Source organism: Chryseobacterium sp. Bi04 (genome assembly GCF_918698085.1).
GTDB lineage: Bacteria > Bacteroidota > Bacteroidia > Flavobacteriales > Weeksellaceae > Chryseobacterium.
On the sequence record NZ_CAKKLP010000016.1, the window covers coordinates 53,424 to 73,677 of the forward strand.

At 38.3% G+C, this 20,254-nt stretch carries 17 protein-coding genes; 11 read left to right on the forward strand and 6 right to left on the reverse strand.

The window, feature by feature from the left end:
* Positions 1-244 precede the first annotated feature (244 nt).
* Entirely contained in the window at positions 245-2,521 is a 2,277-nt protein-coding gene (gene katG, locus LQV47_RS19825; RefSeq protein ID WP_290368686.1) for a catalase/peroxidase HPI, read from the reverse strand.
* A 476-nt stretch (positions 2,522-2,997) separates the two neighbouring features.
* Here katG and LQV47_RS19830 point away from each other — a divergent pair, with 476 nt between their 5' ends.
* Both LQV47_RS19830 and LQV47_RS19835 read left to right on the forward strand, forming a co-directional pair.
* Positions 2,998-3,465, forward strand: coding sequence for a heme-binding domain-containing protein (locus tag LQV47_RS19830; RefSeq protein WP_230040718.1), 468 nt, complete (start codon positions 2,998-3,000; stop codon positions 3,463-3,465).
* 5 nt (positions 3,466-3,470) lie between these two features.
* Positions 3,471-3,881: a DCC1-like thiol-disulfide oxidoreductase family protein gene (locus LQV47_RS19835; RefSeq protein ID WP_230040720.1), complete on the forward strand. Its 411-nt coding sequence runs from the start codon at positions 3,471-3,473 to the stop codon at positions 3,879-3,881.
* A 166-nt stretch (positions 3,882-4,047) separates the two neighbouring features.
* On the opposite strand, the gene LQV47_RS19840 is transcribed toward LQV47_RS19835, so the two are convergent.
* Positions 4,048-5,487, reverse strand: coding sequence for an alpha-amylase (locus LQV47_RS19840; protein ID WP_230040722.1), 1,440 nt, complete (start codon positions 5,485-5,487; stop codon positions 4,048-4,050).
* 187 nt (positions 5,488-5,674) lie between these two features.
* On the opposite strand from LQV47_RS19840, the gene LQV47_RS19845 reads away from it, so the two are divergent.
* Positions 5,675-6,352 (forward strand): DUF4290 domain-containing protein, encoded by a 678-nt coding sequence (locus tag LQV47_RS19845; RefSeq protein WP_230040724.1) that lies wholly within the window; start codon positions 5,675-5,677, stop codon positions 6,350-6,352.
* Positions 6,352-7,659 (forward strand): UDP-N-acetylglucosamine 1-carboxyvinyltransferase, encoded by a 1,308-nt coding sequence (gene murA, locus LQV47_RS19850; protein WP_230040731.1) that lies wholly within the window; start codon positions 6,352-6,354, stop codon positions 7,657-7,659. Before LQV47_RS19845 ends, murA begins: the two co-directional genes overlap by 1 nt.
* Positions 7,660-7,937: 278 nt before the next feature.
* Here the strand turns inward: murA and LQV47_RS19855 are convergent, their stop codons facing one another.
* Both LQV47_RS19855 and LQV47_RS19860 read right to left on the reverse strand, forming a co-directional pair.
* Positions 7,938-8,249: an NIL domain-containing protein gene (locus LQV47_RS19855; RefSeq protein WP_047490408.1), complete on the reverse strand. Its 312-nt coding sequence runs from the start codon at positions 8,247-8,249 to the stop codon at positions 7,938-7,940.
* A gap of 157 nt (positions 8,250-8,406) precedes the next feature.
* Positions 8,407-9,033 (reverse strand): YiiX/YebB-like N1pC/P60 family cysteine hydrolase, encoded by a 627-nt coding sequence (locus LQV47_RS19860; protein ID WP_230040733.1) that lies wholly within the window; start codon positions 9,031-9,033, stop codon positions 8,407-8,409.
* 135 nt (positions 9,034-9,168) lie between these two features.
* On the opposite strand from LQV47_RS19860, the gene LQV47_RS19865 reads away from it, so the two are divergent.
* Positions 9,169-9,873: a response regulator transcription factor gene (locus LQV47_RS19865; protein ID WP_230040735.1), complete on the forward strand. Its 705-nt coding sequence runs from the start codon at positions 9,169-9,171 to the stop codon at positions 9,871-9,873.
* A gap of 24 nt (positions 9,874-9,897) precedes the next feature.
* Entirely contained in the window at positions 9,898-11,265 is a 1,368-nt protein-coding gene (locus tag LQV47_RS19870) for an ATP-binding protein (protein WP_230040737.1), read from the forward strand.
* Between the two features lie 5 nt (positions 11,266-11,270).
* Here LQV47_RS19870 and LQV47_RS19875 read toward each other — a convergent pair whose 3' ends face one another.
* Together LQV47_RS19875 and LQV47_RS19880 are read right to left on the reverse strand one after the other, a co-directional pair.
* Positions 11,271-12,131, reverse strand: coding sequence for a DMT family transporter (locus LQV47_RS19875; RefSeq protein ID WP_230040739.1), 861 nt, complete (start codon positions 12,129-12,131; stop codon positions 11,271-11,273).
* A 193-nt stretch (positions 12,132-12,324) separates the two neighbouring features.
* Positions 12,325-13,290 carry a Fic family protein gene (locus tag LQV47_RS19880; RefSeq protein WP_230040741.1) on the reverse strand — a complete coding sequence of 322 codons (966 nt, stop codon included), beginning with the start codon at positions 13,288-13,290 and terminating at the stop codon, positions 12,325-12,327.
* A gap of 249 nt (positions 13,291-13,539) precedes the next feature.
* Between LQV47_RS19880 and LQV47_RS19885 the strand changes: the two genes are divergently transcribed.
* The 5 genes from LQV47_RS19885 to LQV47_RS19905 all read left to right on the forward strand — a co-directional run bounded on the left by LQV47_RS19885 (position 13,540) and on the right by LQV47_RS19905 (position 20,232).
* On the forward strand, positions 13,540-14,238 hold the full coding sequence (locus tag LQV47_RS19885; RefSeq protein WP_230040743.1) for an MgtC/SapB family protein: 699 nt from the start codon (positions 13,540-13,542) through the stop codon (positions 14,236-14,238).
* A 23-nt stretch (positions 14,239-14,261) separates the two neighbouring features.
* Complete coding sequence (locus tag LQV47_RS19890) at positions 14,262-14,639, forward strand: cation-transporting P-type ATPase (RefSeq protein WP_230040745.1); 378 nt, start codon at positions 14,262-14,264, stop codon at positions 14,637-14,639.
* A 28-nt stretch (positions 14,640-14,667) separates the two neighbouring features.
* Positions 14,668-15,771 (forward strand): efflux RND transporter periplasmic adaptor subunit, encoded by a 1,104-nt coding sequence (locus LQV47_RS19895; RefSeq protein WP_230040747.1) that lies wholly within the window; start codon positions 14,668-14,670, stop codon positions 15,769-15,771.
* A 107-nt stretch (positions 15,772-15,878) separates the two neighbouring features.
* Positions 15,879-18,974: a CusA/CzcA family heavy metal efflux RND transporter gene (locus LQV47_RS19900; protein WP_230040749.1), complete on the forward strand. Its 3,096-nt coding sequence runs from the start codon at positions 15,879-15,881 to the stop codon at positions 18,972-18,974.
* Positions 18,964-20,232 carry a TolC family protein gene (locus tag LQV47_RS19905; protein ID WP_230040751.1) on the forward strand — a complete coding sequence of 423 codons (1,269 nt, stop codon included), beginning with the start codon at positions 18,964-18,966 and terminating at the stop codon, positions 20,230-20,232. Before LQV47_RS19900 ends, LQV47_RS19905 begins: the two co-directional genes overlap by 11 nt.
* Positions 20,233-20,254: the final 22 nt, after the last annotated feature.

Here is a 20,254-nt window from a genome sequence, read left to right on the forward strand (position 1 = left end):
TCAACATTGGCAACAAAGGGATCAAAACCATCTGTCACGTAATCGACAACAATATAGTATTCCCTGAAAGGATGTTTTATTTTTTAAAGTAATTGAAACAAGTCTGTTTATAAATTCTTTTGTTTCCATCAGTATATTTTATTTCTTAATAGTATCTTTTTTATGATACTAACAGTCTCCAAATATATTTAAAAAACAAAAAAGACAGCAGTGATGCTGTCTTTATCATATGATAGATGATCTGTTAATCCAAATCAAACCGATCCAGATTCATCACTTTCGTCCATGCAGCTACAAAATCATTGATAAATTTACCTTGCGCATCAGCACTTGCATACACTTCAGCTACAGCTCTCAATTCAGAATTGGATCCGAATACAAGATCGGCACGGGTAGCCGTCCATTTTGGCTGACCTGTTGAGCGGTCGGTTCCTATATATAATTCTTTATCTTCTGACATGGCTTTCCATTGTGTTCCCATATCTAAAAGATTTACAAAGAAATCATTGATAAGAACTCCGGGACGGGTGGTAAATACCCCATGTTTTGAACCGTCAAAATTCGTATCTAAGGCGCGCATTCCTCCTATTAAAGCAGTAAGTTCAGGAGCGGTAAGCGTTAACAACTGTGCTTTGTCTATTAATAAAGACTCTGTAGAAACTGAGAATTTTCTTTTCAGGTAATTACGGAATCCGTCAGCAACAGGCTCCAGGTATCCCATAGATTCTACATCCGTTTGTTCCTGAGAAGCATCCATTCTACCGGGTGCAAATGTTACTTTAACATCATGTCCTGCATTTCTCGCGGCTTTTTCTACAGCGGCTGTTCCTGCCAGAACAATGATATCTGCTAATGATATTTTCTTATCTCCGTTCTGAGAATTGAATTCATTCTGAATTCCTTCCAAAGTTCCTAATACTTTCTGTAATTGTGTTGGATTATTGACTTCCCAATGTTTCTGAGGTTCCAGTCTTATTCTTGCTCCGTTGGCACCACCTCGTTTATCACTTCCTCTGAAAGTAGATGCGGAGGCCCAGGCTGTAGATACCAGTTCGGAAATAGTCAATCCGGAATCTAAAATTTTAGTTTTAAGATTTTCAATATCTGAAGCGTCTGCCAGTTCATGATTCACTGCCGGAATAGGATCCTGCCAGATTAATTCTTCCTGAGGAACATCCGGTCCCAAATAACGGGCACGAGGTCCCATATCCCTGTGGGTAAGTTTAAACCAAGCTCTTGAAAAGGCATCGGCAAAGGCATCAGGGTTTTCATAAAAATGTCTTGAAATTTTTTCGTAAACAGGATCCAGTCTCAATGAAAGGTCTGTCGTAAGCATTGTTGGTCTATGCTTTTTAGTGGAATCAAATGCATCAGGAATAATTTCAGCACCATCCTTCGCTACCCATTGATGAGCTCCGGCAGGGCTTTTCGTCAATTCCCATTCATTTTCAAACAGGTTTTTAAAGAAATAATTGCTCCATTCAGTCGGAGTTTCTGTCCAGGTTACTTCAAGACCACTGGAAATAGCATCTTTTCCGCTTCCTGATCTGTAGCTGCTCTCCCATCCTAATCCCTGTAATTCTATTCCGGCTCCTTCAGGTTCTTTGCCTACATGATCTGCAGGCCCGGCCCCGTGAGTTTTCCCAAAGGTATGACCTCCGGCAATCAGGGCAACCGTTTCTTCATCATTCATTGCCATACGTCCAAAAGTATCGCGGATATCTTTAGCGGCAGCAATAGGATCAGGATTTCCGTCCGGACCTTCAGGGTTTACATAGATTAATCCCATTTGTACGGCTGCCAAAGGTTTTTCAAGATTCCTGGAATGGATATCACCATCTGCATCATCATCGGTAGGAAGAACGGCTGCATGTCCCTCCACGACTCCTTCCGAACCATGGGCATAACGCACATCTCCGCCTAGCCATGTTTTTTCTGACCCCCAATATACATCCATATCCGGTTCCCAGACATCTTCACGGCCACCAGCAAATCCAAATGTTTTGAATCCCATAGATTCCAGCGCTATATTACCGGTAAGAATTAAAAGGTCTGCCCAGGAAATATTTCTTCCATATTTTTGTTTGATTGGCCATAACAGCCTTCTTGCTTTATCTAAACTAACATTATCAGGCCAGCTGTTCAAAGGCGCAAAACGTTGTTGTCCCGCTCCTGCTCCACCTCTACCATCTCCTACACGGTATGTTCCGGCACTGTGCCAAGCCATACGGATAAACAAAGGTCCATAGTGCCCGAAATCGGCCGGCCACCAATCCTGAGAATCTGTCATCAATGCATGAAGATCTCTTTTTACGGCTTCAAGGTCAAGGTTTTTAAATGCTTCAGCATAATCAAAGTCTTTATCCATAGGATTAGACAGTGATGAATGCTGGCGCAGCATATCTACTCTAAGCTGATCAGGCCACCATTCCAGGTTTTGGGTTCCTCCACCTGCTACATTCTTTTTCATAGTCCCATTATGAAACGGGCATTTACTGATGTCATTCGAATCTTTTTCCATTGTCGTTTATTTATTTTTTATGTTGATTAATACAGTTTAAGTAACATTTTGTTGTAAGAACATGACAAACTTACAACGCTTATTCAATAAATACAATCTATTAATAATTATTTCAATGATAGTTAAAAACTATAAAGAAACATTTCCGACAGCATGCAAACTAAAGACGTAATTGTGGTATTAAGTTAGTGAAAATTCATATGAATGTGGATAAAAAACATCAGCACCTCACTCAATTTAGAATAGATCAACGTAATATTTTTTGGACAAGAAAGGCAGAAGAATACCGATACTAAGAAGTTTTATGCCTATCAAAAGGACTTCACCTCCTTTATATAAATTATTGAAAAGGTATAGCTTATCTAAAATCCATGCTATTATTTCTCTTCTCCAGCTTCCCATAAAAATATTTCAACCTCAACTTAGCATAAAAAATAATTTAACTACCTTTAACCTAATAAGAAACATGAACATCTATGAAAAAAGTATTAGTTGTCATTCTTGTGGCATTTATTATGATCCAGTTTTTTCCTATTGACAAAACCAATCCTGCTCCAACACCGGGTATGGATTTCCTGAAAATTAAAAATACCCCGGACCCTATTGCCAAAATTATACGTACGTCTTGTTATGACTGCCACTCCAATGAAACCAAATATCCATGGTATTCTAATATTTCACCAGCCTCATGGGTGGTAAAAAATCATATAAATGAAGGCAGAAAACATCTTAATTTTTCTACCTTTGCAGTGTACGAATCTAAAAGACAGCTTCATAAGATTGAAGAATGTTTAGAAATGATAGAAAAAAAGGAAATGCCTCTTGAGTCTTATTATTTGGGACATCAGAATGCAAAACTGACGGATGAACAGCGTACAGCACTTTCTCAATATTTTAAAAAAGTAAAAGAGGATACCGAAAGAAGTATCATGTTTAATAAATAGAAATCATGAAAGACTGGAAAAATAAATATATTGTATTTTTTGACGGAGACTGTGGTGTCTGTAATTTCTGGGTACAATGGATTTTGGAGAGAGATAAAAAGGACCAATTTATGTTTGCTTCACTACAATCTGATTTCGGACAGCAGTTTTTATCTGAAAGAGGATTGGAAACAAAGGATTTCAATACCATGTATCTTTGGAAGCCGGAACAATATTATCTGATTAAATCAAGAGCAGTACTTAAAATTGCGGACCTGTTAGGTGGAATTTACAAGCTTTCAGCTATTGGAAAGCTATTGCCTGCATTTCTAAGTGATAAAGTTTATAATATAATTTCCAGAAACAGAATGAAACTGGCCAACCAGAAATGTTATCTGCCGGATCAACATCAGAAGAAAAAATTTATCCAGGTATAGTCCGCATCTTATCAGGATTTTTTCTCCTCAGGAAAACATTTCTCTTTCCTGCCAGAGCAGCAGCATATAAAAAGTCATTCCATAAAAACCTAATCGATTTGATCGTAAAATACATGATTAAGGTTCTTAAAGAATGACTAGTATTTAAATTAATCGCTTTTAGTACTTATTGATTCAGTGACCAAACTGAATAGCTATTCGGAGCACATTGAATTTTCACCCATTTATCTCCCTGAGTCGTAGGATACCAGCCTGAGCTTCCTGTAAAATCTTTGATCTGCTGACTGGCCCAATTGGTCTCAATCCATCTTTCCTGCCAGCTTGACGAAGTATTGATATAAACTACAAGCCCCGGATTTCCGTTATAGCCATTACGTCTTGCAATATATTCATCATTATCAGTATATAAAATGGAAGTGGTTCCTGTTGCTTTATTATTATGAATCCAGATTAAATTATTCAATCTCTCTTTGTTCAGCCATTCTTCATAATCTCTGTAAAAAATAGTTGGATAGCCTTCGTGAGTTAAGATATAAGCGTATGCCGCCATTTTATTGTTAATAATATCGGTATCATGATTGGCAACAAAAGTGACTGCTTTATAGGGATTTCTCTTCCACATCATATCATCATTTAAAACATTCAGATTACCATTATCAAAGGCTTCATCCATTTTATAATAAGCTGCAAAATCAAATACGGAACTGTTTGCATTATTTGCCCACCATTCCAGTGTATTGACATTGGAGTCCCACAATTCACCAACAGAAAATCCACCCACCTTAGAATTCCAGGTATTCACTACCCAGGGTCCGAACCCTTTTACATAATCAAATCTCCAGCCATCGAATTTCATCACATTTTTATAATATTTTGCTACAGAATCGTCCCTTCCCCATAACCAGTCCTGTACATGAGGATTCGCATGACACAGATCCGGAAATCCACCGAAAGAACCTTCATCATTATTTCCGTAAGCATTTTTATAAAAATCCTCATAGCTTCTTTGAAATTTCCCGGAAGCTACTCCTGAGAAGTTGGTCCAGGTATTCGTTCCGGTATAAGGATTCGCTTCAGACTGCCCGCCACTATTGTGATTGATCACAATATCAGCAAACACCTGCATATTTTCACTGTGTGCTTTAGTAATTAATGCTTCCAGCTCAGTTCTCGATCCAAATCGGGTCTCTGTAGTCCCGTTTTGATTAAAATTTCCAAAATCATAATAATCTGTAGGGTCATATCCCATTGAAAGAGGGCCGTTTTGAGCTTTGGAAGCCGGAGGAAGCCATACTGCTCCAATCCCTGCATTGGACCATGCTGTCAATTTATCTTTAACGGTATTCCACCAGTTCCCCCCTTCTGGAACATCCCAATAAAATCCCTGCATTAAAACTCCCCCACCCGGACCAGCTACAAACTTGCCCTGTAAAGACCCGGATCTTCCTCCCGTACTGAAGGGTCTTCCGTCATGGTGAGTGACATTTACAATTTTGTCATGTACTTCCTGCTCTTGTGAAGATTTATTACCAATATCATCATTGCTCTCACAAGAAGTGGCTAATGCTAAAGCCCATACAGAAAGAAGAAAATATGTTTTTTTCATTGCAATATTTAATTATAAACCTATTAACCAAGTTACAATTTCCTTACATACAAATTCTAATTCCGGTGAAATATTTTAATTTTCAATAATAAATCATAGGAAAGGCCAACACAATTTTTCATTAAAAAATCATAAATTTTTAATATTCTCGAAACAATTTTTCTTTTAATCCATATATTTGCATACTATGGAATACAATACCCAAAAAACTCAGCTTCATATGCCCGAATACGGCAGAATTATACAACAGTTGGTTGAGCGCTGCAAAGAGCTTCCTTCCAAAGAGGAAAGAAGTGAAATGGCTATGGCAATCATCGATTTTATGGGTCAGAGAAACCCACAACTTCGTGACGAAGACAATTATAAACATAAACTTTGGGATCATCTTTTTATTCTGGCAAATTACGATTTGGATGTAGATTCTCCTTATCCGTTTCCTACAATGGAAGAATTGGCCGAAAAACCTAAAAGGATGGAATATCCAAAACTTCAAGGAGACTTTAAGTTTTACGGAAAAAGTATTCTTCAATTGATCGAAAAAGCAATTGAACTGGAGGCGGGTGATGAAAAAGAAGCCCTTATCGAAGTAATTGCGAACAATATGAAGAAATCTTATAATGTCTATAATAAGGAACATGTGACGGATGATGTTATTTTCCGCCACCTGAAGGAACTGTCTGAAAACAGGTTGGACCTTACAGGAATAGATTCTCTTGAAAAAAGTAAAATCTATTACACCAGTAACAACAACAACCGAAACAATAACAGTAACAACAATAATAGGAGTAATAACAATAACAACAGTAATAACAAAAATCAACCTAACAAAAGAAGACACAACAATAATCATAAAAACAGAAAATAATGAGTGGAACATTTCAAATACGAGGAGGAAAAAGATTGCAGGGTGAAATAACTCCACAAGGGGCTAAAAATGAGGCTCTACAAATTTTATGTGCTGTTCTGTTAACTGATGAAGAGGTCACTATTAAAAATATTCCGGATATTCATGATGTCAACAGATTAATTGAAATTCTGGGTGACTTTGGAGTAAAAATTACTAAAAACGGACACGGTGACTACACCTTCAAAGCTGACCAAGTAAATTTCGACTATATAAAATCCAGCGAGTTCAAAAAAGATGGTGCTAAGCTGCGTGGTTCTATCATGCTTATGGGACCGATGCTGGCTCGTTATGGAGAAGCTTATATGCCTACTCCGGGTGGTGATAAAATCGGAAGAAGAAGATTGGATACCCACTTCCAGGGATTAGTGGAGCTTGGCGCAGAATTTAATTATGATGAAGAAGAATATTTTTATTCTTTAAAAGCGACTGAGCTTAGAGGAAAATTTATTCTCCTGGAAGAAGCTTCTGTAACCGGAACGGCTAACATCGTAATGGCTGCTGTACTGGCAAAAGGGAAAACAAGAATCTATAATGCTGCCTGTGAACCTTATCTTCAGCAATTGTGTAAAATGCTGAACAGAATGGGTGCCAATATTTCAGGAATTGGCTCTAACCTTCTTACCATTGAAGGGGTTGATTATCTGAGAGGAACTGAGCACACGATGCTTCCGGATATGGTAGAGATCGGATCATGGATAGGTCTTGCTGCAATGACAAAATCTGAAATCACCATTAAAAATGTAAACTGGAACCAATTAGGAGTTATTCCCAATACCTTCAGAAAGCTGGGAATTCAGCTTGAGCAAAGTGGTGATGACATTTATATTCCTGCTCAGGAACATTATAAGATCCAGAAATTCATTGACGGTTCTATTCTTACTATTTCAGATGCGCCATGGCCAGGGTTTACCCCGGATCTATTATCTATTATTCTGGTAGTAGCTACTCAGGCTAAAGGAAGTATTCTGGTGCACCAGAAAATGTTTGAATCCAGATTATTCTTTGTTGATAAATTAATTGACATGGGGGCTCAGATCATTTTATGTGATCCACACAGAGCTACCGTAATTGGATTAAACCAGGAAGCGCCATTAAGAGGAACAACAATGGTTTCTCCGGATATCAGAGCCGGAAATGCACTTTTAATTGCGGCACTTTCTGCAGAAGGAAAATCAATTATCCACAATATCGAGCAAATCGACAGAGGATATGAAAATATCGATGGAAGACTAAAAGCAATTGGTGCTGATATCGAAAGAATATAAAATTATTTTTATTACTATAGAGCGTTCAGAGTGATCCGGACGCTTTTTTATTTTTTAAAAACTAAAAAATTCATCATTCTGAGTCCCTATAGAAATCAACAGTTTAGATTCTTCACTGCATAACCACCACATCAAATCTTCGATTTGCCACGCCGTTGAAGGAAAGGAATGGTTTCACCTCCAATGTAAGCGAAAGGAAATCTTAGTTTTAAAGGAATAAAAAAAAGTGCCCGATTAAAACCGGACACTTTGGGTAATTAAAACTATATGAATCTCCCTTAAGAATATTTCCGGCAGAGATACTCTACCGTTGTACTCAAAAGTTTATTTTTGTTCAGATAGAACTCAAGGTTCTGGTAATCTTCTGAATTGACATTAATATATAATTGTACGGTACCAAAACTGTATCCGTTCACATATTCCACATTAGCAGACAACACTCTATGACAAATGCCCAATTGATTGTAGATGGTATTCATTAAATGTTCAAATTTCATTTTCCCATTCAACTCTATTTCCAGGATCAATTCTTTTTTAGGCAGGGTAATTTTGTTTTGCAAAACCTGCAGGCCAGGATTAGGTGTAATCATCACTAAACATTTTTGGTTAAACACTTTCAGATTATATTGCGCTCTGCATTAAATCTGTGACAAAAATATAAAAAAATATTAGTCTACCAAATTAGTAGACTAATATTTTTAAAACTTTAACAAAAAAAAGAAGCCATTACAGCTTCTTTTACATTCTTTACAATTCTTTTATTCTTTCCAGCTTATCTGAACCGGCCAGTCCATTGGGGTTACAGCCGGGTTCTCCTTCCGGAACCTTAAGATTTTTCTTTTGATAAAACTCTTCCCAAAAAGCATTTATTTTCCCTGTCTTAGGATCTGTGAACGTCATGGGCTCCAATTTGAAAATATGATCTTCTCTGAATGCTCTTTCAATAAAATCTGAACAGTAATAGGAGTTTTCATCCAGGATATAATTGAAATTATAAGGTTTACCCAGCATTTGATTTGCTTTTTCAATAGCTGATGGAATTGATTTCTGATATTCAGGTTTTAAACGGTATACCACTACTTTCTGGCCGTCTTCTTTCTGATCCTGAAGAAACTCTTTTAATTCCTGCTTTTGAGAGCCTCCTTTTGGAGCCGCATGCAATACAAACAGTCCGTTTCCATCTTTTTCTACAATACCTATATGGTCAAAAGAAGTCGCTTTCTGCTTTTGTGTCACATTGTTAATTGCTCCGGAAAGCCCGGTTTCTTTTGCAGTGACAAAAAGAAGGTCTCCATTTTTAAGCTTTAATGTTGGCGAAGTTCTACAATTCACAAGCAGTACAAGCAAAAAGAACAGACTCCCTGTAATAGCCATTTTTTTTAAAAAAAATATATTAAATTTTAGCATTCTGATATTGTTTCGCCGCCAAAATTACAAAATAGAATTTATTACATTTGTAGGAAGTATTGATCTATTCTTCATATCAACCCAAACATTCCCTATATCTTTATGCCACATATTTTACTCGTTGAAGACGATGACAGACTTTCAAAATTGATTACCAAGGGGCTTCAGGAAGCTGAGTTTGAAGTAACGGCAGCCTACGATGGAATAACAGGACTCAAGCTGGCATTACAGAAAGATTTTGATCTTATAATCACGGATATTGTCCTTCCTAAAAAAAACGGTCTTGAATTCTGTAATGAAATAAAGATTTTAAAACCCAACCTTCCCGTGGTAATGCTTACCGCTCTCGGAACGACGGATGATAAGCTGGAAGGTTTTGATGCCGGGGCTGATGATTACTTAACCAAACCTTTTGAAATGCGTGAGCTGGTGGCCAGAATTAAAGTTCTTTTAAAACGTTTTTCACTGCAGAGGCAGCAAAAAGTTTTTGTTCTTAAATATGAAGGGATTGAAATAAACCTGGAACAAAAAACAGTCAGCAGAGATCAGATTCCCATAAAATTAACCCCAAAGGAATTCAACCTTTTAAAATTCATGCTTGAAAACTCCGAAAGAGTACTTTCCCGCAGTGAAATTGCAGAAAAAGTATGGGAAACCCATTTCGACACCGGAACCAACTTTATTGACGTATACATCAATTATCTGAGGAAAAAAATTGATAAAGATTTTGAAATTAAGCTTATTCATACCAAGGCCGGTATGGGATTTATCTTAAAAAAAGACTACGAAACAGGCATTATACAGTAACCGAAGTGAATTAAAAACAAACGGATGAAAATAAGAACTAGGCTTACACTCCTTTTTACCCTAATCACGGCAATGCTTTTAGGGGTTTACAGCTTTTCTATTTATTATTCGTCCAAAGAGGCCAGAGAGAAATCTTTCTACAGCGAATTGCAAAACGAGGCCATTGCCAAAGCTGATTTATTTTTTCAAAGTTCACTCCCGGAGCAGGAAATGCATAAGCTGTACAAAAATAACAACAGAACTCTTAACGAAGTTCAGGTTGCTATTTATGACTCTAACCATCAGCTTATTTATCATGACGATGCGAAAGTTGACTATGTAAAAGAAACACCGGCGATGCTCACGCAGATATTTCAAAAGAAAAAAATCAACTTCTTTTTAAACAACTTACAGGTAATCGGGATGGTGTATCATCATGCCGGAAAATCCTATGCCGTAACTGCTGCTTCCTATGACAAATATGGCTATGAATACCTTACTCATCTTCTTACCATTAGTATTATCGCCTTCATCAGCATCCTGATCCTTATTTATCTCGCCGGAATATTCCTTTCTAAAAAAGCATTGAGTCCCCTGAGTGAAATGGTGAATCAAATTAAAAAGATTACTGCGGGAAAATTACAGCTGCGCTTAAAAATGACCGGAGAAAAAGATGAACTTAGCGAGCTGGCCCAGAATTTCAATGGAATGCTAAAACGCCTGGAAAATTCTTTTGACTCTCAAAAGCATTTTGTATCCAATATTTCACACGAACTCCGCACCCCATTATCCGCAATTATCACTGAGCTGGAGCTGGCTTCTGAAAAAGAACAAACTAAAGAAGAATACCAGCAAACCATCCGATATGCGTTGGAAGATGCACGGAATATGGCCAAACTGTCCAACAGTTTAATGGATCTTGCCAAGGCAAGCTATGATCCTAATGAAATCAGCTTTTCCGAAGTACGCCTTGATGAGGTACTTCTGGAATCTTACACCAAAATAACAAGAGAGAATCCAATATATAAAGTCTCACTGAATATAGAAAATGAGGTAGAAGAACATCAGCTGATCACACAGGGAAATGAATACCTGCTGCAGGTTGCTTTTAATAACCTTATTGACAATGCCTGTAAATATTCTCCTGAACATATATGCTCAATAGATGTTACAGCCGGTGAAAAAATACTTTCTATCAGTTTTGCCAATACTGGTATCATCATTCCCCAGGAAGATTTACAACGTATTTTTGAACCCTTTTACAGAAGTGAAACCTCAAAAAAGGAAAAAGGCTATGGTATCGGACTTTTCCTGACAGAAAAAATCATTCATCTTCATCATGCAACAATTTATGTAGCATCAAAGCATAATAAAACGGTTTTTACCGTGCATTTTGAAATACCGGGATCCTAGTGACTTTAACTATTTCCATCCTGTTCCACTGAAATTTTACTGAAAACAGTAGTTCCTATACTGGCTGCTATTACGCAGGCAATGGATATCCATTGTAAAAAGGTTAAACTTTCGGAGAGGAATAATAATCCTGAAAAAGCAGCAAATGCAGGTTCCAGGCTCATCAGAATACTAAAGGTTTTGGCCGGAAGTCTTTTTAACGCCATCATTTCCAGAGAAAATGGCAGCGCACTGGATAAGATAGCAACTCCAAGGCCCTTTATAAAAAGGGTTGGTGTAAGATTGAAAACCGCACCATCCCAAATGGTAAAAGGAATAATCACAAGACTCGCAAATAACATCCCGGTAGTAACAGCATCTTTTCCATCCATTATTTTAGATACTTTTCCACCCATTACGATATAACCTGCCCAAAACATTCCTGCCAGAAAAGCCAGCCCAAGACCTGTTAAATCTATATGATTACTCTGCCAGGGTACGATAAGTAAAATCCCTATACAGGCTAATAAGGCCCAGACAACATCCAGTAACTTACGCGACAGTGCCAACGCCAGAAATAAAGGTCCTGCAAATTCTACCGTAACAGCCAACCCTAGCGGAATTCGCTGAATAGCCATATAGAAAATAAGATTCATCGCCGCCAGTCCAATACCGTACAGAGCGCAGTATTTCCATTTTTGTTTTGTAAACTGTAAAAATTTCGGGCGGTTAATTAAGGTGAGCAACACAGCAGAGAGAACAATTCTTAAACTAACGGTACCAATAGCACCAATGGCTGGAAAAAGCTGCTTGGCAATGGAAGCCCCACCCTGCACGCAGATTATTGCTAAAAGTGTAGCAGGTATAGCTACATTAGACTTTTTCATTTCTAAAATTTATAACTTATAAAACAACTTTGGAAAGAATTTTCCGGGATTAGGCAAACTCTTATTTTATCATTATAAACCGGGAAATTCCGAATGCAAAATAGCTTGCCGTCAAATGTATTGAAATTTTATCTTTCAAAATGGATACAGTTTTCATTAATTCATAAGACTTAGTTAGTAAGAATTTCTCCAATTAAGTTTTTTCCAAAAATTGGTATTCTGTTAATCTCTGTTCCCCAAACTTGGTTATGATCCCTTGTTCAACCGCCCATTTTAGATCCCTGCTTGCTGTAGGTGCAGATATATTTTTAAAATGCTGTAAGTAATCCTTCCTGCTAAATCTGATTTTACCTGCTTTATCTTTAAATATCAAAATCCGGTCTCCGGTATATAGCGTTTTATTTTGCATCTGTAAAATTTCTTCTAAGGCATCCGATAAAATTCCGAGCATAAATTCTATAAAAGGTGTAGATTCTCCCTTTTTATCTGATTCGGAAAGTTTTTTATAATATATATTTTGTTGTTGCTTTATTAAACTTTCCACAGGTAGAAATTCAAATATGGGATACTGCTGCATCAAAATCAGCGTCTGCCATAACCTTCCCATTCTTCCATTTCCATCAATAAACGGATGAATAAATTCAAATTCATAATGGAAAACACAACTTTTTATCAACAATAAATCATCATCTTTTTTCAAATACCCGAAAAGGTCTTTCATTAGACCTTTAACCATTGCCCCACCTGGCGCTATATGCTCCACTTTTGAACCTTTTACAATACCCACATTTGTGGCTCTAAACCTACCGGCACTTTCAATCAAACCATTCATTAAAATTGAATGAGCTTTTTCAAGATCTTTTATTTGATAGGGATTAAACTTTCCAAACTGGTCATAGACTTTAATAGCATTCTGAACTTCAAGAATATCTTTTTGAGGAGCCACCACCCTTTTGTTCTCCAATAATGCTGTAATCTGTTCTTCTGTGAGAGTGTTACCCTCAATCTCTAATGAAGATTGAATTGTTTTAATCCTGTTCTTTTTCCTTAATTCCATTGTAGGTTTATACAAGTGAGCAGCATTAATTTCTCCTATCTTTTGAGAAATAGAGGCAATTAATATTAAAATTTTATTCGTTATTTGATACGGAGGTTTCATTTATTATAATATCATTTGATACTATCAAATTTATAAATTTTATTTTAAAAACCACTTACCTTCTGTTTTCTCTAATCATTTTCTAATAACATTCTAAAGCTTTTCTAACGGCTTCTCCCCAAAAGGAGGAATACCTTTGCAGCAAATAAAAACCACTATGGATACTGATCCTTCCCATTATTACACTAACTAAGCATTCAGCAATATATCTTTCTGTATATCGGCTGCATGCCATACAACAAAAAGATTATGAATACACTAGAATTTACCCTCCGGCTTTTCACAGCATTCCTCCTGGGTGCCGGCATTGGTTTTGAAAGACAGTGGCGCCAAAAAAGTGCCGGTCTCCGTACCAATACATTGGTATGCCTGGGCTCTGCGGCCTTCGTTCTGCTTTCCATCAGAATCGGAGGTGATGCTACAGGCAGAATAGCTTCCTATATTGTGAGTGGCATAGGCTTTCTGGGAGGAGGTGTTATTATGAAAGACGGGCTTACTGTACGGGGACTCAATACGGCAGCTACTATTTGGTGTTCGGCTTCCGTGGGAGCTCTTAGCGCTATAGGCCTTCCTTTTGAAGCAGCTATTACCAGCGGGTTTATTATTCTCACACATGTCATTCTCCGTCCTTTAGGAGTAAAGCTTGGCAACACTATCAGCAGCCGAAATCTTTATACCGAATATTTAATCAGTATCAAATGTAAAAGTGAGGTGGAAAACCACATCCGGATACAGCTGATGCAGTCTTTAAGCGGGAATGATAAAATATTACTGAAATCTCTCACCAGCGATGATAACGGCGTTCCTGAAAATGCCATCATTACAGCAGAAGTTCACGCTTCTACTCCACAGGACAGTTTCATGGAAAAAATAACCAGCAGACTTACTATTGAAGATAAAGTCATCAGGGTAAGCTGGGAAATTATAGGTACTGAAACTGATTTATAACATTTAACACCAACCCTGAAGCCATGTTAAAAAAATATTCCAACAAAAATCTCGACTCCGCAGCGCTTGTAAAATTGAAAGAAGCTGCCTCAGAGAACGAAAAAATGATTTATGCTATGCTGGAAACTTCAGAAGAAGGGCTAAGCGAAAACACCGTAAAAGACCATTTAAAAATATATGGTAAAAATGAAATTGCCACTCAGAAAGCACCTTCATGGCTTAAGCAGTTTGCCCACTACTATGGGGTATTTCCCTTATCTGACTGCCATTCTTACAGGATATTGTATCCTCACTCAGTTTGTAAAACAACGGTTCATCAAAAAATTTGGACAGTGGCTATAATAGGTTTGCAGCAACAGAAAATAAACGATGTAACTATTGCATTACAGGCTCTCAATTAAGAATAAATCATTGGTTATAAATATTTATATGAAAAATACTGTATTATCAATACTGCTTTTGGCTTTTATTATTTCTTGTAAAGATTCCAAAAGAGAAAACCCACAAAGCCAGGATCTTCAATTAAAGGGAGATCATGTGATTATTCCTGAAAACAATCCTGTTTTAAAAACCATTAAGACAGAAGTGATCACCGAAAAGCAGCACAGTGATGGGGTAGTGTCTGCAGGAACTATCCAGGCCATTCCCAATCATTATGCAGAAATTGCCAGTCCTTTTTCCGGAAGAATTACAAAATCCTTTATCCGGCTTGGTCAAAATGTTTCTGCGGGAAGCCCGCTTTTTGAAATCCTTTCTTCCGATTATTTTTCAGTTCAGAAGGATTATACAGATGCCTTAAATGATGTGCAGCTGGCAGAGAAAAATTACAGGCGTCAGCAGGATCTGGTAAAACATGGGGTCGGTATTCAAAAAGAGCTGGATGAAGCGGAAACAGATTTTAAAAATAAAAAGACCTCACTTTCTAATGCCTCCTCTGCCCTGAAGGTATATAACAGCAAAGGAGGAGGCATAGGAAGTCCCCTTATTGTAAGAGCTCCTATCAATGGAGAAATTATTTCCAACAAGATTGTTAACGGTCAGTATCTGAAAAGTGACGCTGATCCTGTAATTATTATTGCAGAACTTTCCAAAGTATGGATTTCCGGGGATGTTAAAGAAAAAGACATTCGTTTTGTCAATAACGGTGATCACGTTTCCGTAAAAATAAGCGCTTATCCGGATCGGAATATTACAGGAAAAGTATATCATATTAATGAAATAGTAGACGAGAATACCCGAAGTATAAAAGTCCTTATAGAATGTGATAATCCGGACAGAAAGTTAAAACCGGGTATGTATGCCACCGTTAATTTCTCAACAACTCCCGAAAAAACAGTTATGATCCCCGTTACCGCTTTAATGCAGCAGGACAACACTCAGTATGTATGGACAAAAACGGGTAAGAACCAATTTACCAAAAGATCCGTAACAACCGGTGAAACTGACCAGAAATCGGTAAGAATTATTTCCGGATTGAAGTCGGGAGAGACCATTATGACTGAGGGCGGAATTTATATGCTGGAGGCAAAATAATATGAATGTGATAAAATGTACAATCTAAAAACTATAAAGTACCGTATCCTGTTCAGTACAAACATATGATACGTAAGATTTTATACGCTGTACAAAAATTAAGAATTATGAAGCAATTACTTACAATCTCTATACAGAAGAGGTGGCTGATGCTCGCGCTCTTCCTCTTACTAGGATTTTTTGGTTATTATTCCTGGACCAGATTATCCATAGAAGCTTATCCTGACATTGCCGATGTCAGCTCACAGGTGGTTACACAGGTACCGGGACTGGCTGCTGAAGAAGTAGAACAGCAAATTACTATTCCGTTAGAACGGGCTTTGAATGGGCTTCCGGGAATGCATGTTATGCGAAGCAAAAGCTCTTTTGGACTTTCTATTATTACAATGGTATTCGATGACGGTGTAGATGATTACTGGGCCAGACAGCGAATCCAGGAAAGGCTGACCGATGTGGAGCTTCCCTATGGTGCACAGCCGGGGATGGATCCCCTTACCTCTCCTATCGGCGAAGTCTATCGTTATATTATCGAAAGCAATACCCATAGTCTACGGGAACTTACCGATTTACAAAATTTTGTAATTATTCCACGCATTAAACAGGTTTCAGGAATTGCTGATGTGACTAATTTTGGGGGTATTACTACCCAGTTTCAGATCGAACTGGATCCTCATAAACTAGAGCAGTATGGTCTTTCATTATCTGAAGTTACGGAAACTATTTCCAGAAATAATGTAAGCGCCGGCGGGAGTATGCTACCCCGGGGAAACCTGGCCTATGTGATCCGGGGGATAGGTTTGGTAAAAGACCTAACTGACCTTGGAAAAATTGTAGTTAAAACACAGAATGGAGTTCCTGTTTTCCTGAATGATGTGGGAGCACTAAAATATGGAAACCTGGAAAGAAAAGGTATTCTAAGCTATACAGACAGAAAACGCAACTACTCCGAAAGTGTAGAAGGAATTGTACTTTTACTAAGAGGACAAAATCCGTCACAAGTACTGGAAGGTGTTCATCAGGCTATTGAGGAATTGAATAATGAGACCCTTCCTTCAGGGGTAAAAATTCATCCTTTCCTGGACAGAACCGACCTTGTAAAAACAACCCTTACCACCGTATCCCATACCCTTACTGAGGGAATTGTACTGGTTATTATTGTACTGATTGTATTTCTGGGAAGCTGGAGAGGTGCATTATTGGTTGCTATTACCATTCCGCTTTCCTTATTGTTTGCATTTATCTTAATGCATTTCACTAATATTCCTGCCAACCTCCTTTCACTCGGAGCCATTGATTTTGGAATTATTGTAGATGGTGCCATCGTCATGTTGGAAACTATCCTGAAAAAAAGAGAGGATAATGCAGAGGAAACTCTCGAAGAAAAAACAATTACCCAAAGAGTGATTGAAGTAGCCAAGCCTATTTTCTTTTCCACCATTATCATCATTACCGCGTATCTCCCGTTATTCGCGTTTGAAAGAGTAGAGAAAAAACTGTTTACCCCAATGGCGTTCACCGTAGGTTATGCCTTATTGGGAGCACTCGCTGTAGCGCTGCTTCTTATTCCCGGATTAGCCTATGTGATCTACCGTAAACCACAAAAAATATATCATAACAAATGGCTGGAAAAAATAAGTACTGCCTATGGAAAAAGAATAGAAAAGATCATGCAGACTCCTAAAAAAGTCATTATACCGGTCAGCATTGTATTATTATCTGCAGGAATACTTTCTTATACTGTAGGAAAAGATTTCCTTCCCGAGCTGGATGAAGGATCTATATGGTTGCAGGTACAACTGCCTCCCGGTATTTCTTTAGCCAAATCAAAAGAAATGAGTGATACCCTGCGTGCCCGAACACTGAAACATCAGGAAGTTACCTATATGATGATCCAGGCAGGCCGTAATGATGATGGTACCGACCCATGGACCGCTTCTCATTTTGAAGTATCTGTTGGTATAAAACCTTACAGCGAATGGCCTTCCGGAAAAACTAAAGCAGATTTAATTAAGGAACTGGATGCAGATTATAAAAATATGCCGGGATTCACCGTAGGCTTTTCACAGCCTATGATTGATGGGGTTATGGATAAAATCTCCGGGGCACATAGTGAACTGGTTGTAAAAGTATACGGCGAAGAATTTAAGGAAACCCGAAGAATTGCCGAAAACATAATGTCTACTTTGAATACAATTCCCGGTTCTGCTGACCTTGCCATCGATCAGGAACCTCCTTTACCTCAACTGCAAATTATTGCCGACAGGGACAAAATTGCTCAATACGGCCTCAATGTAGCAAATGTAGCAGACCTTATTGAAGTTGCATTAGGGGGAAAAGCGATTTCTCAAATCTTTATCGGCAATAAAGTATATGATATTTCCTGCCGGTACACCGAAGACAGCCGCGATACTCCGGATAAAATAGGAAACCTGATGCTTACCTCAGCTTCCGGGGCAAAAATTCCATTGTCGCAGGTAGCAGAGGTAAAATTAAGCACCGGTGAAAGTACCATTACCAGAGAAATGAATAAGCGTCACCTCACTGTAAAACTGAATTTAAGAGGTACTGACCTTTCTTCTTTCCTGAAAAAAGCTCAGGATAAAATTGAAAAAGACATTCAATACGATCACGGAAAATACCAGGTTAAATGGGGTGGTCAGTTTGAAAATCAAAACAGGGCTTATTCCAGGTTAGCATTTATTGTTCCGCTGGCGTTGGCGATTATGTTCCTGTTACTGTATAGTGCATTTGGTGATTTCAGACAGGCTTTGGTCCTTATGTCTATCGTTCCGTTGGCACTATTCGGTGGAATGCTGGCCCTTAATATACGCGGAATGTCTCTTAATGTCTCTTCTGCTGTCGGGTTTATTGCACTGTTTGGGGTAGCCATTCAAAACGGGGTCATCATGATTTCTCATATCAATGACCTTCGTAAAAAAGGTTATGATTTGAATATTGCAGTCACCAAAGGGGCAAAAGATCGTTTCAGGCCGGTACTGATGACGGCCACCGTTGCAGTAATCGGACTATTCCCAGCATCATTGGCTACAGGAATCGGTTCAGATGTTCAGCGACCTCTGGCTACGGTGATCGTTTACGGGTTGATGTTCTCTACTATTTTAACACTGTTTGTTCTGCCTGCTATTTATTTTATGGCTGAACGCCGCAATGAAAAACAAAATTTAGAATCAGATGAAAATTAGAGCTCATTTTATCATACTATTTGCTGTGTTATTCAGCATGACAGGTATACTAAAGGCACAGGAAAAAGAACTTATACGTTTTGAAGAATACCTGAGTCTTGTAGGAAAGAAAAACCTCAGCTATGCCGCCCAAAAATATAACGTAGGTATAGCTGAAGCATCCATCCAGACTGCAGGTATGTTTCCGGATCCGCAACTGGAAATGGAAACCACCAACAATGGGGTAAGAGAAAATATGGGGTATGTTTACGGAGCATCCATCGGCTGGACGCTGGAGCTGGGAGGTAAAAGAAAAGCCAGAATAAATCTGGCCAGAAATCAATCTGAACTTAGCAAAATACAATTGCAGGATTTTTTCAGAAATCTCCGTGCTGATGCAGGTTTAGGATATATTGATGCTTTAAAATCCAAAGCCCTTCTGGAAGTACAGCAGGATTCATACAAAAACGTACTGCAACTGGCCAAGTCCGACAGCATCCGATACCGCCTAGGAACAATATCACTGGTTACAGCAAAACAGAGTAAACTGGAAGCTGCCTCCTTACTCAACGAAGTATTTCAGGCTGAAAGTGCAGAACAGCAAGCATTAACCAATTTATCGGTATTTCTCAGTGACCACAAAATGACCGGCAGAGAGGTTACCGGAGATTTTAATGCTTTCAACAGAAATTTCAGTGTAGATGATCTGATCCTCCAGGCACTGAATGAAAGAACAGATGTATTGGCAGCCAAGCAAAATACACAAATTACCCAAAGCCAGATCAGCCTTGAAAAAGCCAACCGTACCATAGACCTGGGAATCAGTGCCGGTGCAGAACGACATACTGAGGCCATCAATGAAATAGCTCCTTCACCAACCGTAAATGCAGTAAAAATAGGACTTAGCATTCCTTTGAAATTTTCAAACAGAAGAAATGCAGGATTAAAAATAGCAGAAATGGCCCATTCTCAGGCAGAGGTTGAATACCAACAGATTGAGCAAAGCATACAGGCAGATGTGATGCAGGCTTATCAGCAATATACAGCCACTCAGAAGCAGGTAAAACAGTTCCATAACGGAATGCTTACTGAGGCCAAAAGTATATTGGAAGGGATTACGTACAGCTATAAAAGAGGGGAAAGTTCTATTCTGGAGGTTCTGAATGCCCAGAGAACCTACAACAGTATCAGGAAAGACTATTACCAGGCCCTTGCAGATAATGCTGCTGCTTTAATTGAGCTTGAGCGGAAAGCAGGAATCTGGGATATTGAATTTTAGAAAATAAAACTGAGAACATTTT